At 72.6% G+C, this 17,294-nt stretch carries 4 protein-coding genes; all 4 read right to left on the bottom strand.

The window, feature by feature from the left end:
- Positions 1-3: 3 nt before the first annotated feature.
- The 4 genes from WS64_RS06970 to WS64_RS06955 are packed head-to-tail and all read right to left on the bottom strand — an operon-like array spanning position 4 to position 17,058.
- On the bottom strand, positions 4-1,380 hold the full coding sequence (locus WS64_RS06970; RefSeq protein ID WP_060966089.1) for a lysine N(6)-hydroxylase/L-ornithine N(5)-oxygenase family protein: 1,377 nt from the start codon (positions 1,378-1,380) through the stop codon (positions 4-6).
- A gap of 32 nt (positions 1,381-1,412) precedes the next feature.
- A complete protein-coding gene (locus WS64_RS06965; RefSeq protein ID WP_060966088.1) occupies positions 1,413-2,366 on the bottom strand; it encodes a GNAT family N-acetyltransferase in 954 nt (317 codons plus the stop codon).
- Entirely contained in the window at positions 2,356-7,350 is a 4,995-nt protein-coding gene (locus WS64_RS06960; RefSeq protein WP_060966087.1) for a non-ribosomal peptide synthetase, read from the bottom strand. The genes WS64_RS06965 and WS64_RS06960 overlap by 11 nt, the downstream gene beginning before the upstream one ends.
- A 9-nt stretch (positions 7,351-7,359) precedes the next feature.
- Positions 7,360-17,058 carry a non-ribosomal peptide synthetase gene (locus WS64_RS06955; protein WP_060966909.1) on the bottom strand — a complete coding sequence of 3,233 codons (9,699 nt, stop codon included), beginning with the start codon at positions 17,056-17,058 and terminating at the stop codon, positions 7,360-7,362.
- Between the last annotated feature and the right edge of the window lie 236 nt (positions 17,059-17,294).

Genomic DNA, 17,294 nt, shown 5'->3' with positions numbered 1-17,294 from the left:
TTGTCAAAGAGCGAAAGCCATCCGGCCCGCGCTCACCCCGTTGTTCGGTCGTTTTTCGTGCGTTGCCCGGGCCGCGCCGTCGTCCTCGGCGAGCGCGATCCCGTCTTCGAGCGACGCGCAGATTTCGTCCGCGCGGCGCGCCAGTACCGACAGCAACGTGTCGGACAGGCCGTGGCTGTCTTCGCAGCAGCCTTGCAGGTAGATGCGCGGCGCGAAGTGCTCGGGCGTCGCGAGCAGGTAGTCGCGCGTGACGTCGCCGCGCGTGAGCGCATCGCCCAGATGCGGCGCGAGCCCTTCGAGCAGCGCCGAATGCGTGTCGCGGCGATAGCCGGTCGCGAGCACGAGCGCATCGAAACGCTCGACGCGCGTGGCGCCGCTCATCCGGTCGCGCAGCGTCAGCTCGATGCGGCCGTCGGCGGCGCGCACCGCGGCCTCGATCGCGCTGTTCGCGAGCAGCGCATGCCGCGGCGTGCCGTCGATGCGCTGCAGGTACAGCATTTCGTAGATCTGCTCGATCAGCGGCCGGTCGACCACCGCGTAGTTCGTGTCGCGATAGCGCTCGAGCAGCGCACGACGCGCGTCGTGCGGCTGCGCATAGACGACGTCGGTGAATTCGGGGCTGAAAATTTCGTTGACGAACGGGCTGTCGTCGGCCGGCTTCAACGCGCCGGCGCGCATCACGAGACTCGCGTCGACGTACGGGAAGCGGCGCGCGAGGTCGATGAACACCTCGGCCGCGCTCTGCCCCGCGCCGATCACCGCGACGCGGCGGCGTTCGCCGTCGGGCGACGCGACGAGCCGGTCGATGTCGGCCAGGTACGACGACGAATGGATCACGCGGTCGCGGCCGAGCGCGGCGAATGCATCCGGAATCGCCGGCGTGCCGCCGACGCCGATCGACAGCGCGCGCGTGACGCGCTGGCGCTCGTGGCCGGCCGCGTCGCGCGACAGCACGCGCAGCGCGTCGATCCTCGCGCCGTCGCCGCGCACCGGTTCGATCCCCAGCACCGTCTCGCTGTAATGGACGCGATCGTCGAACGCATCGGCGACCCAGCTCAGGTAATCGTGGAATTCGACGCGGGTCGGGTAGAAATTCTTCAGGTTGATGAATTCGTTCAGCCGACCGCGTTCGAACAGATAGTTGATGAACGTGTAGCGGCTCTTCGGATCGCGCATCGTCACGAGATCCTTCAGAAACGAAATCTGCATCCGGCAGTCGTCGAGCAGCATCCCGCGATGCCAGCCGAATTCCGGCTGGCGCTCGATGAAGCAATGGGCGAGCGTGTGCGCGCCGCCGCGCTCCGCGAGGCGCACGGCCAGCGCCAGATTCGACGGCCCGAAGCCGACGCCGATCAGGTCGAATACGGTTTCTCTCTGCATGTCTCAGCTCCCTTGTCGGTGAATCCGGCCCGTCAGACGTGACGGCCGGAGAAGAACGTCTCGCGCAGCGTGCGCATCCACAGCGGCTGCGCGTCGGCCAGCGCGAGACGGCGCTGCCGCGCGAAGCCATGCCGCGCGAGATGGTCGGCAACCCGCGTATGGCCGGCCGGAACGGCACAGCCGACCGCTTCGGTACGCAGGTCGTCGAGAAACAGGTAATGCACGACGGACGGCAGCCAGCCGGCCACGCGGTGCGCGCCGCGCCAGCGCGACTCGCCGACCAGCATCCGCAGCCCGCGGTCGTAGTCGCGCGCCGCAACGTGCGGCGCGAGCGCGTCCTCCTTCAGCCAGAACGCCTCGAAATACGCGAACGGCTCGCCGTCGAAACAGCCGTCGCGCACGCGCGGCTCCGCGAACCAGCGCGCGAGCCGTTCGGCGTCCTCGGCCGGCTGCCAGCCGCGCAGCGTGAAGCGCACGCCGAGCGCCGGCAGGTCGCGCGCATAGACGTCGCCGCGCGGTGCGGGCGGCCGGCGCGGATGACGCCGGCCGTCGGTGATCGTCGGCAGCGTCGCGCACGGCAGAGCCGGGCCGACGCGCCACAGGTCGGCCTGTTGCGCCCAGCCGTCGCGCAGGCAGCGGCCGCCGTCGGCGAGGACGCCGCTCGCGCGCAACGCGTCGAGCGCGACGGCCGGCCAGGCAGCCGGGTCGAGCCGGACCGCCGCGTGGCGCGCGCTGTCCGAAAACGCCGCGGCCAGTGCGGCCAGCAGCGCCCGCCGCTGGTCGGCCGGCGCCGCGCGATGGTTGTACGCGACGAGGCGCAGCGCGCCGTCGTCGCCGAGTTGCGCGCGCAGCAACTGCGCGCCGATGCCGTCGCCGTGCGCGACGCGGATCTCCGCGCCGTCGCGCACGGCGAACAGGCCGTCCGCGAACGCGAGCCGGTAGGTATCGAGCATCGTGAATCCGTCCGGACGCACTTCAGCCAGCATGGCGCGCCTCCTGTCCCGTTTCCGCTCGCGCATCGAGCCGCGCGCCGAGCGCCGCGAGCGTCGGCGCCGCGAACACGTCGGCGACCGTCAGCGCGTGACCGGCGCGGCCGGCCGCGTCGACGAAGCGCACGACGTCGAACGACGTCGCGCCGGCTTCGAACAGGTCGGCATCGGGCTCGGGAGCGGCCGTCGCGAACGTGTCGGACCACAGCGCGGCGAGCGCGGCGGCGGCATGCGACGGCATTGCATCGACTGGCGCTGCCGCGTGAGCGTGGGCGCCGAACGCGCCGTGCGTGGTTGCGCGCGCATCGGGTGCGCCGAGCGCTGCTTCCGACGCGCCGGCGAAACGCGCGACCTCGTCGTGATACAGCTCGACGAGCGCGTCGACGAAATCGCGCGCGAGCAATTCGTCCGCATACGAGAACGCGGCGCTCACGCGGCCGTCCGGATGCTCGACGACGTCCAGCTCCAGCGTGAACACGACGCGATGGCGCGTCTCGTTGAATTCGGCCAGCGACAGGCCGGCCCAGTCGCGTGCGGCGGCGCCGGTCGGGCGCAGGTAGTTGAACATCACCTGGAACAGCGGATTGGCCTGCGCGGCGCGCGGCGCACGCAGCGCGGCCACGACGTCGGCGAACGGCACGTCGGCATGCGCATACGCGGCGAGCGCCGTGTCGCGCACTTGCGCGAGCACGTCCGCGCGGCGCGCCGCCGGGCCGATCCGCGTACGCACGACGACTGAGTTGATGAACAGGCCGAGCGCGGCGCGGGCCGCGTCGCCCGTGAGCTCGCGCGTCGACGCCAGCACGCCGACCGGCTGGTCGGCCGCGCCCGTCGCGCGGAACAGCGCGGTGTTGAGCGCCGCGTGCAGCAGCATCGGCAGCGTCGCGTGCGAGGCCGATGCGGCGTCGCGCGCTGCGCGAATCAGTTGTGCGTCGAATTCGAACGCGATACGGGCCGCGCGCCATTGCGGCACGGCCGGCGCATCGGCGCGCTGCGGCAACACGCGCGACGGCAGATCCGCGAGCGCGTCGCGCCAGTACGCGACGCGCGCCGGATGGCATGGCGCGGGCAGCACGAGCGGGAGGGCCGGTCGGGCGGCTTGGTCGGCTTCGTCGGCCGGCGCGCCGCTGCGCTGCACGCGGGCGACATAGCGAGCTCGCACCGCGTCGAGCCACAGCTCGATCGATTCGCCATCCGACACGATGTGATGGATCGTCACCGACAGCACGTGGTCGTTCGCACCGAGCCGCAGCACACGAGCGCGCCACAGTGGCGCGTCGGCCAAGAGGTCGAACGGTGCGAGCGCATCCTCGTCGGTCAGCGCGGCCGCGCGGGCCAGCGCATCGGCTCGGGCCGACAGGTCGATCACCGGCAGCGCGACGGCCACGTCCGCGTCGATCCGCTGACCCGGCAGCGCGCCGTCGCGGGCGACGAGCCGCGCGCGCAGCGCCGGATGCACGGCCGCCGCATCCGAGAACGCCGCGCGCAGCGCATCGACGTCGAGCGGGCCGCGCACGCGCAGCGCGACCGGAATGTTGTACGCGGCGCTGTCCGGCTGCGCGCGCCACAGGAACCACAGGCCGAGCTGCGCGGGCGACAGCGGCCACACGCCGTGGGCGTCCGGTTTGGCCACGGCGATACCCGGCGCCGTGGCGCCCGCCTGCGCGGCGCGCGGCGCGTCGGCCACCTGCAGCGCGTACTGGGCAAGCACGGGCGCCTCGAACAGCGCGCGCACCGGCACGTCGCGGCCGAGCCGTTCGGCCACGCGCGTCGCCACGCGCACGGCCGCGAGCGAATGGCCGCCGAGATCGAAGAAATGATCGCCGCGACCGACGCGTTCCAGGTTCAACACGTCGCACCAGATCGCCGCGAGCGCGGCTTCGTCGCCGTCGCGCGGCGCCTCGTATGCGCGTTCGACACGCACGGGCGCCGGCAGCCGCGCACGGTCAACCTTGCTGTTCGCGTTGCGCGGCAGCGCATCGAGCACGATCAGTTGCGCGGGCACCATATAGTCGGGCAGCGTGCGGCGCAGATGCGCGTCGAGCGCCGCGGCTTCGACCGGCTGCGCGGCCGCCCGCGCCTCCGCCGTCAGCTCGACGTACGCGACAAGCTGCGCGAGCGCGCCCTGCCCGTGCACGACCGCACAGGCTTCGCGCACCGCGTCGTGCGCGGCAAGCTGCGCCTCGATTTCGCCGAGTTCGATGCGCAGGCCGCGCAGCTTCACCTGATGATCGACGCGGCCAATGAAGTCGAACACGCCGTCCGCGCGGCGCCGCACGAGGTCGCCGGTACGGTACAGCCGCGCGCCCGGCGCGCCGTACGGATCGGGCACGAAACGCTCGGCCGTCAGCGCCGGGCGGTCGAGGTAGCCGCGTGCGACGCCGATCCCCTCGCCGCCCAGATACAGTTCGCCGATCACGCCGACCGGCAGCGGATGCAGCCGCGCGTCGAGCACGTGCGCGGTGCGCGCGCCGACCAGCGTACCGATCGGCAAATACGCGGCGTCGCCGAGCTTCGCGAGATCGTCGCCGGGACGGAACATCCACAGCGTCGGCGTGATGACCGTTTCGGTCGGGCCGTAGCCGTTGACCACGCGCACGTTCGGCAGCGCGCGGCGCAGCATCGCGAACGCCTCGCGCGACGTCGCCTCGCCGCCGACGGTCAGCGAACGCAGCGTCGGCGGCGCGCCGTGCGCGAGCGCCCATTCTGCAAGCTGGGCGGCGCAGCCCGGCGGCACGTAGGTCATCGTCACGCCGTCGCGGATCATCATCGCGCAGGTCTGCGCGGGCGGCCACAGCACGTCGGCCGTCACCGACACGGCGGCGCCCGACATGTATTGCGAAAACCAGCCTTCGTGCGCACCGTCGAAATTGACCGACTGGAACAGCAGGAACACGTCGTTCTCGCCTGCGCCGTAGCGTTCGGCGATCGCCGCGCAGTGCAGCGCGAACGACGCGTGGTCGACGATCACGCCCTTCGGCTTGCCGGTCGAGCCCGACGTGTAGATCGCGTACGCCGCGTGGCCGGGCAGCACGTCCGGCAGCGCGACGTGCGCGGCTTCGTCGAGCGCATCGATTTCGTCCGCGCGCCAGATGCGCAATTCCGGCAATTCGGGCAGTGACGCGGCGCTCGCGGCGTCGGTCAGCACGTGCGCGATGTTCGCATCGCCGACGATCTGCGCGAGCCGCTCGCGCGGGTGCGCCGGGTCGAGCGGCACGAACGCGGCGCCGGACTTCAGCACCGCGATCAGCGCGACGAGCAGATCGACCGAGCGCTGTAGCGCGACGCCCACGCGCATCTCGGGCCGCACGCCGGCCGCCACCAGATGGCGCGCCAGGCGCGCGGCACGCGCATCGACTTCGCCGCGCGTCAATGCGCGATCGATATCGGCGACGCCGCGTGCATCGGGCCGCGCGTGCGCATGCGCGGCGATGCGCACGTGCACCGGCACGAACGGCTCGGTGGCGGCCGCGCCGGCCGGTGCGTTCCACGCGAAGAGCTGCGCGCGTTCGTCGGCAGGCAGCCAGTCGAGATCGCCGATCGGCGTGTCGGGACGCGCGAGCGCGTCGGTCAGCAGCGTGACGAAGCGCGAGGCCAGCCGTGCGATCGCATCCGCGTCGAACAGGTCGAGCGCGTAGATGAAGGCCGCGTCGAACGTGCCGTCCGGCGTCGCTTCGACGGACAGCGTCAGATCGAATTTCGCGGACGGCGTGCCCGACGGCAGCAGCGCGGCCGACGCCGCGCCGAGCGGCGGCAGCGCGCGGCGTTCGCCATACGCGGCCATCACCTGGAACAGCGGATGGTGGCTCGCGCTGCGCGGCACGCCGAGCGCGTCGACCACCTGCTCGAACGGCACGTCCTGGTGCATCTGCGCGTCGACGAGCGCGCGCTGCGTACGCGCGACCAGCGACGAGAAATCGCCGTGCGCGGGCACGTCGACGTCGATTGCCAGCGTATTGACGAAGAAGCCGATCAGGCCGGCGACTTCCGCGCGCTCGCGGTTCGCGGCCGGCACGCCGACGCAGATCCGCGCGTCGCCGGTCGCACGCGCCAGCAGCGCGTCGAGCGCGGCGAGCAGCACCGCGAACGGCGTCGCGCCGGACGCGGCCGCGAACGCGCGCAACTGCGCACCGACGCGCGCATCGAGCGAAAACACGTGACGCGCGCCGCGCGCACTGCGGCGGGCCGGCCGTGCGGCCGCGCCCGGCAGCGTCAGCACGCCGCGCTGCGGATCGAGCCGCTCGCGCCAGAACGCGAGCTGGCGGTCGCGCTCGCCGGCATCGAGCCAGCGGCGCTGCCACAGCGCGTAGTCGGCGTACTGGATCGGCAGCGGCGCGAGCGGCACCGGCTCGCCCGACGCATACGCGCGATAGAACGCCGCGAGCTCTTCCAGCATCACGCCCGACGACCAGCCGTCAGACACGATGTGATGCACGGTGAGCACGAGCCAGTGATGCGTCGCGTCGAAGCGCACCAGGTGCGCACGCACGAGCGGCGCGGTACCGAGGTCGAACGGTTCGGCTTCGTCGGCCGCCGCGACGGCTTCGGCGCGCGGCACGCGCTGCGCGTCCGGCAGCGCTTCGAGATCGGTTTCGCGCCACGGGCAGCGCAGCGGCGCGTGGATCGTTTGCGCGACGCCGTCCTGCGCTTCGTCGAAAGTCGTGCGCAGCGCCTCATGGCGCGCGATCAGCGCATCGCACGCGAGACGCAGCGCATGCCCGTCGAGCGGGCCCGTCAGCGCCAGGCGCTCGGTGATGTGGTACGCGTCCGGCGCATCGATCAGCCGCGCATGCAGCCATAGCCGCGTCTGCGCGAACGACGCCGGCACGCGGTCGCTGCGCGGCGTGCGCGGCGGAATCGGCAGCACGCGGAAATCGATGCCGGCCGCGCCGAGCTTGTCGATGAAGACCGCGCGCTGCGCGTCGGGCAGTTGCGCGAAACGCGTCGCGAGCGCGAGCCAGTCGGGTTGAACCTTCGTCATCCGTCGTCCTTATTGGGTTTCCAGTTCGCCGAGCAGCGCGTCGATCGCGCTCGCCGCATCGGTCTCGCCGCGCGCCGCGCAGGCCGCGTCGATCGCTTGCGCGCAGCGCGCGAGGGTGCGCGTGTCGAACAGCGTGCGCAGCGGCAGCGCGAGCCCCCAGTGCAGGTTCGCCTGCGCGTGAGCCTGCGTCGCGAGCAGCGAGTGGCCGCCGAGCAGGAAGAAATCGCCGTCGCGGCCGATCGCGTCCACGCGCAACACGCGCTGCCAAATCGCCGCGAGCGCGCGCTCGGTATCGGTCGCGAGCTCGACGGCTTCGGCCGCTTCGCGCACCGGCGCCGGCAGCGCATGGCGGTCGCACTTGCCGTTCGGCGTGACGGGCAATGCGTCCAGCTCGATCAACTGCGACGGCACCATGTACGCCGGCAGTTGCGCGCGCAGCGCGTCGAGCAGCGCCGCACGGTCGAGCGCGCCCGCGTCGCCGCGCGCGACATAGCCGATCAGTTGCTCGTCGCGCACGATCACGACCGCATCGTTCACGCCCGGCGCCGCGCGCAGCAGCGCCTCGATCTCGCCCGGCTCGATCCGCTGGCCGCGCAGCTTCACCTGCGTGTCGACACGCCCGAGGTAGTCGAGCGCGCCGTCCGCGCGCCGGCGCGCGAGGTCGCCGGTGCGGTACATGCGCGCGCCCGGCACGAACGGATCGGGCACGAAACGCTCGGCGGTCAGCGCCGGCCGGCCGAGATAGCCGCGCGCGAGGCCCGCGCCCGCGAGATACAGTTCGCCGGTCGCGCCGGCCGGCACCGGCTGCCACGCGGCATCGAGCACGTGCAGTTGCAGGTTCGCGATCGGATGGCCGATCGGCACCGCGACCGCTTGCGCGTCGTCGGGACCGCAGGTCCAGTGCGACACGTCGATCGCGGCCTCGGTCGGCCCGTACAGGTTCACGAGCGTCGCGTTCGGCAACAGGCGCGCCATCTTCGCGACGAGTTCGGGCGCCAGCGCCTCCCCGCTCGCGACGATCAGACGCACGCTGTCGCATTGCGCGGCGGCCGAGAAATCGTCGAGATGCGCGGCGAACGCGGCGAGCATCGACGGCACGAAATGCAGCACCGTCACGCCGTGCGCGTGGATCGCCGCGGCCAGACGCGCCGGATCGCGGTGGTCGCCCGGCGCGGCGATCGCGAGCTTCGCGCCGATCGCGAGCGGCCACACGAATTCCCACACCGACACGTCGAAGCCGAACGGCGTCTTGTGCAGCACGACGTCGTCGCGCGTCAGCCGGTATGCGTGCTGCATCCACGCGATCCGGTTCGCGAGCGCGCCATGCGTGTTGCCGGCGCCCTTCGGCTTGCCGGTCGAGCCGGACGTGTAGATCAGGTACGCGAGCTGCGCGTCGTCGACCGCGGCGGTTTCGCCATCGATATCGCCGGCCTCGTCAGCCAGCAGGTCGGCGACCGTCAGCAGTTGCGTATCGGCGCCCTCGCCCAGCGCGGCCTCGACCTGCTCGCGCAGATGCGCCTGCGTGATCGCGACGGCCGGCCGCGCGTCGCGCAGCAGGTACGCAATACGCTCGGCCGGATAGTCGGGATCGACCGGCAGGTACGCGGCGCCGGCCTTCAGCACGCCGACGAGCGCCATCACCATGTCGAACGAGCGCTCGACGCACAGCGCGACCGGCGTGTCCGGCCGCACGCCGCGCCGGCGCAGCGCGGCGGCGATGCGCGACGTGGCGGCGTCGAGTTCGCGATAGGTCGCGCGCTGCACGCGGCCTTGAGCGTCCGCGTATTCGAGCGCGATCGCGTCGGGCGTCGCCCGTGCCGCGTCGGCGAATTGCAGGTGCAGCGGCTGGCGTCGTTCGATCGGCCAGACATGTGCGGTGTCCTGCGCGCGGGCCAGCGCGTCGCGGGTCGCATCGTCGGCGATCGACAGCGTGCCGAGCAGCGCGTCGGGCGTACGGGCCAGCGCGTCGAGCGCGCAGGCGAACGCGCGATGCCAGGTCTCGACCTGACGCGCGTCGATGCGCGCGGTGTCGTAGCCGTAGTCGATCGTCAGTTCGGCGCCGCTTTCGATCACGAGCGTCAGCGCGAAATCGGTCGCTTCGATGCTGCGTACGTCGCTCAGCGCCAGCGCGCGCGGATCGGCATCACGCGCCGTGTCGTCCACCGGATAGTTCTCGAACACGACCAGCGTGTCGAACAGCGCGCCGCCCGAGCCGCGCGCCCAGCGCTGGATGTCGGCAAGCGGCGTGTGCGCGTGTTCGGCGGCCGCCGCGTTCTCGCGCTGCAGCGTTTGCAGCCAGTCGGCCGCGCGTTGCTGCGGCGCCGGCGCGGTGATGACCGGCAGCGTGTTGATGAAAAGACCGAGCACCGAGTCGACGTCCGCGAGCGCATCGGGACGGCCGGCGACGGTCGCGCCGAACGCGACGGCCAGCTGGTGCGTCATCCGCTGCAGCGCGAGCGCCCACGCGCCCTGCACCAGCGTGTTGACGGTCAGCTTCAGCGCGCGGGCCGTCTGCGCGACGCGCGCCGTCGTGTCGGCGTCGAGCGTCGCGCGCCATGTGACCATCTCGGCCTCCGCGCGATCGGCCGTGCGTTCCGCGATCAGCGTCGGGGCGTCGAGGCGCGCGAGGCGTTCGGTCCAGAAGCGTTCGTCGGCGTCGCGCTCGCGCGTGCCGAGCCATGCGATGAAGTCGCGATAGCGCAGCGCCGGGCGGCTCGCGAACGGCGACACGGCATCCGGGTCGCGATAGTCGCGCAGCACGTCGGCGAGCAGGCGCGCGGTACTCCAGCCGTCGAGCAGCACGTGGTGGCGCGTCCAGACGACGCGCCACGCGTCGTCCGTCACGCGGATCAGCGTGAGCCGCATCAGCGGCGGCTCGCGCCAGTCGAAGCCGCGCGTGCGGTCGGCCGCGAGCCACGCGTCGAAATCGGCGTCGAGCGTGTCGCCGCGCGTACGCCAGTCGAGCTGCTCGACCGGCATGCGCGCGTGACGATGCACGCATTGCAGCGGCGCGGCTTCGTCCGGCATCACGCTCGTACGCAGGATGTCGTGACGCGCGACGGACGCGTCGAACGCGGCCGCGAGCCGGTCGGCGTCCAGCGCGGTCGCGGTCGCGACGAGCTGGTTCACGTAGCTCGCGTGGCCGGGCGCGAACAGCGCATGGAACAGGATGCCCTGCTGCATCGGCGACAGCGGATACACATCGTCGATCGCGCGCCAGTCGAGCGGTGCGCGTTCGATCGCGGCCTGCGTGAGGCCGGCGGCCTGCGCGAGCGGGAAATCGCCCGGCGTCGCGCCGGCGCCGCGATGCGCGATGCGTGACGCGCATGCCTCGACGAGTTCGCGCAGCGCGTTTGCGAAGCGTTCGGCGAACGCGTCGATCGTCACGCGTTCGAATTGCGGCGCACCGTAGACCCAGTGCACCTTCAGCGTGCGCGCGCCGTCGCCGTCCGTGTCGAGGTACGCATGGATCGCGAGCGTATTGCCGAGCGGCCCGTTCGGATCGCGCTCGACGCCGGTGCCGCCGAAACGCGGGACGAGCGTCGCATCGCGAGGCGCGTCGAACTGGCCGAGATAGTTGAACGTGACGCGCGGGCGCGGCACGGCGGCCAGCGCCGCGCGCGTGGCCGCATCGCCGTAGTGCGCGAGCACGCCGAAGCCGAGCCCCTTGTGCGGCACCGCGCGCAGCGTGTCCTTGACCGCGCACAGCGTGTCGCGGGCCGTTGCTTCGACCGGCAGCGTCACCGGGTAATGGCTCGTCAGCCAGCCGATCGTGCGGCTGGCATCCGCGTCGTCGAACAGCGCTTCGCGGCCGTGCCCTTCGAGTTCGACCCGGCACGACGCGGCGCCGCGCGCGCCGGCCAGCGCCAATGCGAGCGCCGCGCCGAGCAGTTCGATCGTCTGCGTGCGATAGGCCGCGTGCGCGTCGGTCAGCGCGGCGCGGGTCAATGCCGGGTCGATCGTCTGCACGACGACGGCCGCATCGGCGTTCGTGGCCACGGCGTCGGGGTGATCGGGCGCGATGTCGTCACCCTGCGCCATGCCGGCCCAGTAGGCGGCTTCGGCCGCGAACGGCGACGCCGGTTCCGTCGCGGCACGCGTAAGCCGTGCGGCCCAGGCGTCCGCGCGCAGGCCCGGCGGCGACAGGCGCACCGGCGTGCGTTCGCATGCGGCGCGGTAGGCCGTGTCCAGGTCGTCGAGCAGGATGCGCCACGACACGCCGTCGACGATCGCGTGGTGAATCGCCAGATAGAGTCGCGTCGAACCGTCCGGCAGCCGTGCCGCGCACGCGCACGCGAGCGGCCCGCGGCCGAGATCGAGACGGCGTTGCAGCGCGTCGAAGCGGGCCAGCGCGTCGGCGTCGTCGCGTGCGGCGACTTCGACGAACGGCAGCGTGTCGTACGGCTTCGCCGCGTCGCTCGCGTGCCACGTGCCGTCGGCGCCGCGTGCGAAGCGCTGGCGGAATGCGTCGTGATGGGTGAGCAACGCGTCGAAGGCGCGCGCGAATGCATCCGCGTCGAACGCGCCGCGCACATCGAACGACACCGACTGGTTCCAGTGGCCGCGGTGCGGAATCCCGAGCGCGAAGAAGCGTTGTTGCGCGGGCGTCAGGATCGGCGTGGCAGCCGGCGTGACAGCCGTGGTCGCTGCTGCCGCGCCCACAGGTTGAGCGGCGCCGGCCGCGTCGTCCGTTTTCGCGACGCGTGCGAGTTCGGCGACGGTCGGCCCGTCGAACAGTTGCTTCGGCGTGAAGCGCACGCCGCGCTTGCGCGCCCGGGCGATCACCTGCAACACGAGGATCGAATCGCCGCCGAGCTCGAAGAAATTGTCGTCGCGGCCGACCTTCGGCGCTTTCAGCACGGCCTGCCAGACGTCGGCGAGCACCGTCTCGACCGCGCCCTGCGGCGCATCGCCCGGCGCGGCCGCGACCGGCACCGCCGCCCGTTCGCGCAATGCCGCGCGATCGATCTTGCCGTTCGCCGTCACCGGCAGGCGTGCGAGCGCGACGAACTGCGCGGGCACCATGTAGTCGGGCAGCGTCGCGGCGAGCGCGGCGCGCACCGCGGCTTCGTCGAACGCCGCGCCGTCGCGCATCACGACGAACGTCGCGAGCCGCAGGCGGCCATCGTGCTCGATCGCGAGCGTTTCGGCCTGCGCGATCGGGCCGGCCGCGCGCACGGCCGCGCTCACCTCGCCCGGCTCGACGCGGTAGCCGCGAATCTTCACTTGATCGTCGATGCGGCCCAGGAACGCAAGCCGGCCGTCCGCGCGCAACCGCACGCGGTCGCCCGTGCGATACAGCCGCGCGCCGGGCGTGAACGGATCGGGCACGAAGCGCTCGGCGGTTTGCGCGGGGCGCCCGAGGTAGCCGCGCGCGACGCCCGGCCCACCGAGGTACAGTTCGCCCGTCGCACCGGCCGGCACGCACGCGCCGAACGCGTCGAGCACCAGCGCGCGCGCATTCGGCAGCGGCAGCCCGAGCGGCACGCCGCTCGCGGGATCGCGCGCGTCGGCGGCGATCGACGCCGTATCGCACGCGATCGCGCCGACCGTCGCTTCGGTCGGCCCGTAATGGTTGATCACGCGGCAGGCCGGCGCGAGCGCGGCCAGCCGCGCGACGAGCGCCCACGTGAGCGTTTCGCCGCCCGTCACGAGCGCGTGGCGCGGCAGCACGTCGGCCGGCACGCGCGCGTCGAGCAGCGCTTGCAGATGGCTCGGCACGATCTTCAGCACGCCCACTTCACGGCGGCGCATTTCATCGGCGAACAGGTCCGGATCGAATGCGCACGCGGCCGGCAGCAGGTGCAGCGTGCGGCCCGCGCACAACGCGCCGAACAGCGTCGTGTGGCCGAGATCGGCCGCGACCGTCGAGACCATCGCGAACGATGCGTCGGGCGCGAACGCGAGTTCGTCGAGCATCCCCTGCACGTAATCGGCCAGCGCGCCGTGCGAGACGACGACGCCCTTCGGCGTGCCGGTCGAGCCCGACGTATAGATGAGGTACGCACCCTGCTCCGGGTGCGGCGCGACGCGCACGCCGGCCGCATGGGCGAGCGTCGCGTCCTGCGCGAGCGCGTCGACGTCGAGCGGCTGCGCGTCGATGCCGGCCGGCCACGCGGCCGGCTGCGCGACGAGCGCCCAGCGCGCGCCGCAGTCGGCCGCGGCCGCGGCGAGGCGGGCGGCCGGCTGCGCGGGGTCGAGCAGCACGGCCAGCGCGCCGGCTTTCAGCGCGCCCAGCAGGCCGACGACGAAACGCGCCGAACGCTCGATGCAGACGACGACCGCCGCTTCGGCGGCCACGCCGCGTTGCGCCAGCGCGCGTGCGATGCGGTTCGATACGTCGTCGAGTTCGGCGAACGTCAGCGATGCCGATGCGTCGGAAAGCGCGACGCGATGCGGATAAGCGGCCGCCTGCCGTGCGAACGCGGCGACGATGTCGGCATGTTCGACGCGCAGCGCACGGCCGTCGCGCGGCTGACGCGATGCAGCCGACGCATCGCACGGCAGCGCGGCCGTCGTGGCGTGCGGTTCATGCGCGGCGGATGCGACGAGCGCCGCATAGCTGTCGAGCCACGCGCGCGCGGTGTCGGCATCGATGCAGTCGGTCGCATACGCCGCGACCAGCTCGATCCCGTTCGCGTCGTCGGTGAAATCCAGCGCGAAGTCGAAGCGCGCGGCGAGATCCGGCCCCGGCGTCGCGACCGCGGTCGCGCCCGGCAGCACGCTGTCGTGCCGGGCGTCGAACTGCTGCGCGAACTTCACGCGCAGCCATTCGTCGCCGCGCTTGACGGGCGGCTTCACCGCATCGACGACGCGCTCGAACGGCACGTCCTGATGCGCGACCGCATCGAGCGCCGCGGTGCGCGCCGCATCGACGAGCGCGCGGAACGGCAGCGTCGGCGCCACGCGCACGCGCAGCGCGACCGTATTCAGGAAAAGACCCAGCAACGCGCGCGTTTCGGGGCGCTGGCGATGCGCGACCGGCACCGCGACGACGACGTCCGTTTCGCCGGTCACGCGCGACAGCCATGCGTCGAGCGCGGCCAGCAGCACCGTGAAGACGGTCGCCTGCGCGTCGCGTGCGAGTTGCCGCACGTCGGCCGCGACCGCATCGGGCAGGCGCACCGACACGCGCGCGCCGTGCAGCGTACGCACGGCGCCCGGCTGGCGATCGACCGGCAGCGCGAGCGGGCCCGGCACGTCGTGCAACGCGCCGCGCCAGTAGTCGAGCTGGCGCTCGCCCTCGCCGCCGGCCAGCATGTCGCGCTGCCAGTCCGCGTAGTCGGCGTACTGGATCGGCAACGCGGGCAGCGACGGTTCGCGGCCTTCGGCACAGGCGCGATACGCAGCCGACAGTTCGTCGAACGCGCAGCGCGAGCTCCAGCCGTCGGTGATCGCGTGATGCGCGGTCAGCAGCAGCCGGTGACGGTCGTCGGCGAGCACGACGAGCGTCGCGCGCAGCAGCGGGCCGCGCGCGAGGTCGAACGGCGCGGCCGCGTCGCGCTCGGCGAGACGCGCGGCTTGCGCGTCGCGGGCGGCCGGCGGCTGGTCGCGCAGATCGACGGCGGCGATCGACACCGGCAGATGCGCATGAATCCGCTGCATCACGACGCCGTCGTCGTTGTCGACCAGCGTCGTGCGCCATGCTTCGTGACGGCCGATCACGTGATCGAGCGCGCGCTGCAGCGCGTCGCGGTCGAGCGCCCCGTCGATCGTCCAGTGCGCGGCGATGTGATACGCGGCGCTCGCGTCACGCGTCTGCGCGAGCACCCAGAAGCGTTGCTGCGCGAGCGATGCCGCGCGATCGACGTATGGCGCGCCCGATACGGCCGCATCGGCCGGCGTGCGGCGCGCGGCAATCGTGGCCAGCGGTTCGCCGGTCTCGCGCTCCGCGCGATCGACGGTTTCGGCCAGTTCGGCAAGCGCCGGATCGGCGAACAGCGTGTCGAGCCGAAGGTTCACGCGCACGGCGGCACGGATCGCGGCCTGCAACTGCATCGCGGCGAGCGAATCGGCGCCGAGCGCGAAGAAGCGATCGTCGCGCGATGGCGTGACGTCGAGGCCCAGCAGCGTCTGCCAGAGGCCCGCGATCTGCTGTTCGGTCGGCGTGCGCGGCGCATCGCCCGCGGCTTGCGTCGTGTCGCGCGCGGCGGCAGCCTGCTGGGCGGCAATCCGCTGGGCGGCAATCCGCTCGCGCAGCGCGGCACGGTCGAGCTTGCCGTTCAGCGTGTACGGCAGCGCATCGCAACGCACGAACCGGTGCGGCTGCCACGCGGCCGGCAATTGCGCGGCCACGTGCGCCTTCAATGCGGCATCGTCGGCCGCCGCGCGCAACACGACGCACGCGATCAGCCGCGTCGGCCCGTTGGCGGTTTCGGCCAGCACGGCCGCGTCGGCCACGGCCGGGTGCGAGCGCAGGCATGCGGCGATTTCCGCCGGCTCCACGCGCACGCCGCGCACCTGGACCTGATCGTCGAGGCGGCCGAGATAGTCGAACGCGCCGTCGTCGCGCAGCCGTGCGAGGTCGCCGGTGCGATAGACGCGCGCGCCGGGCTCACCGTCCGCATCGGGAACGAAACGTTCGGCCGTGAACGCCGGGCGACCGTGATAACCGCGAGCGATGCACACGCCGCCGAGCAGCAGTTCGCCCACCCCGTCGGCGTCGGCGCCGTCGATGCGCGCAACGCGCGGGCCGATCGCGCGGCCGATCGGCAGCGACGCATACGCGTCGTCGGCGGCCAGCACCGGCGTCTCGCCCGGCTCCACCGGCCACAGCATCGGCGAAATCACGGCTTCGGTCGGCCCGTAACCGTTGATCAGGCGCACGGCCGGGAACGTGCGGCGCACGAATTCGAATGCCTGCTGCGGCAGCGCTTCGCCGCCGAACGCGAGCACGCGCAAGGCCGGCGGCACGCCGTCGCGTGCGGCGACGGCCGCGAACTCGCGCAGGTAAGCAGGCGGAAATGCGGCGACGTTGACCGCTTCGCGCACCATCAGCGCATGTGCGGCGTCCGGCGCGAACGGTTGCGGCGGCGCCACGACGATGCCGGCGCCGACCGCGAGCGGCGCGAGCCAGCATTCGTGCGCGGCGTCGAAGTTGACCGACGCGAAATGCAGCAGACGGTCGCCCGCCTCGATCGGCAGCGCGGCCGCGAGCGCGTCGCAGTGCGCGGCAAGCGGCCCGTGCTCGACGACCACCGCCTTCGGCGTGCCGGTCGAGCCCGACGTATAGATCATGTACGCGGCCGAACGCGGGTGCACGGCCACGGCATCGTCGTCGAACGCGTGATCCTGCGCGACGCCCGACGCTTCGGCCGCCACGTCGAACGCGTGTTCGAACGGCGTGCCGAGCGCCGCCCGGCCGGCGGCGTCGACGATGCCGTGCCGCAGTTGCGCATCCTGCACGATCCAGTCGAGGCGCGCGGCCGGATGGCGCGGATCGAGCGGCACGAACACGCCGCCGGCCTTCAGCACGGCCAGCAGCGCGACGAACAGTTCGCCGGAACGCTCGACGCACACGCCGACCCGCACTTCGGCGCCGACGCCGGCCGCGCGCAGTTGCCTGGCGAGTCGCGATGCACGTGCGTCGAGCGCACCGCGCGACAGGCGCAGGTCGTTCTGGAAAGGCACCGCGATGGCGGGCGCGTCGGGCGCGAGGCGCGCCAGTTCGCGGATTCGGTGATGCAGCGCAGTCGGGAAACTCGTCATGTGCGTGAAGTCCTTCGGTCCGGCCGCTTCGGCCAAGTCTCGGGGCCGCAAGGGGCGGCTTCACTGGTGTGACGAACGACGCAGCCGATTTTTTACCGTTTTGCGCGCAAAGTGCGTGCGACCGCTTTTTTTTGACGACGGGACTAAATATTTGCGCGGCCCGTTCGTCTATCAGGGAGGAAAGCCGCAACGGGGCTCGCCCCGCCCGCCGCTTTCGCGTCAGATTTGCCGTTTTC

The organism is Burkholderia anthina (assembly GCF_001547525.1).
Lineage (GTDB): Bacteria > Pseudomonadota > Gammaproteobacteria > Burkholderiales > Burkholderiaceae > Burkholderia > Burkholderia semiarida.
Note: the sequence above shows the minus strand (reverse complement) of the source record. Positions and strands in the feature narration are given on the sequence as shown.

What these genes read in the sequence shown, in the direction of transcription:
- WS64_RS06965 (WP_060966088.1), bottom strand. Translation starts at nt 2,366, where the DNA reads ATGCTGGCTGAAGTGCGTCCGGACGGATTCACGATGCTCGATACCTAC.
- WS64_RS06955 (WP_060966909.1), bottom strand. Translation starts at nt 17,058, where the DNA reads ATGACGAGTTTCCCGACTGCGCTGCATCACCGAATCCGCGAACTGGCG.
- WS64_RS06960 (WP_060966087.1), bottom strand. Translation starts at nt 7,350, where the DNA reads ATGACGAAGGTTCAACCCGACTGGCTCGCGCTCGCGACGCGTTTCGCG.
- WS64_RS06970 (WP_060966089.1), bottom strand. Translation starts at nt 1,380, where the DNA reads ATGCAGAGAGAAACCGTATTCGACCTGATCGGCGTCGGCTTCGGGCCG.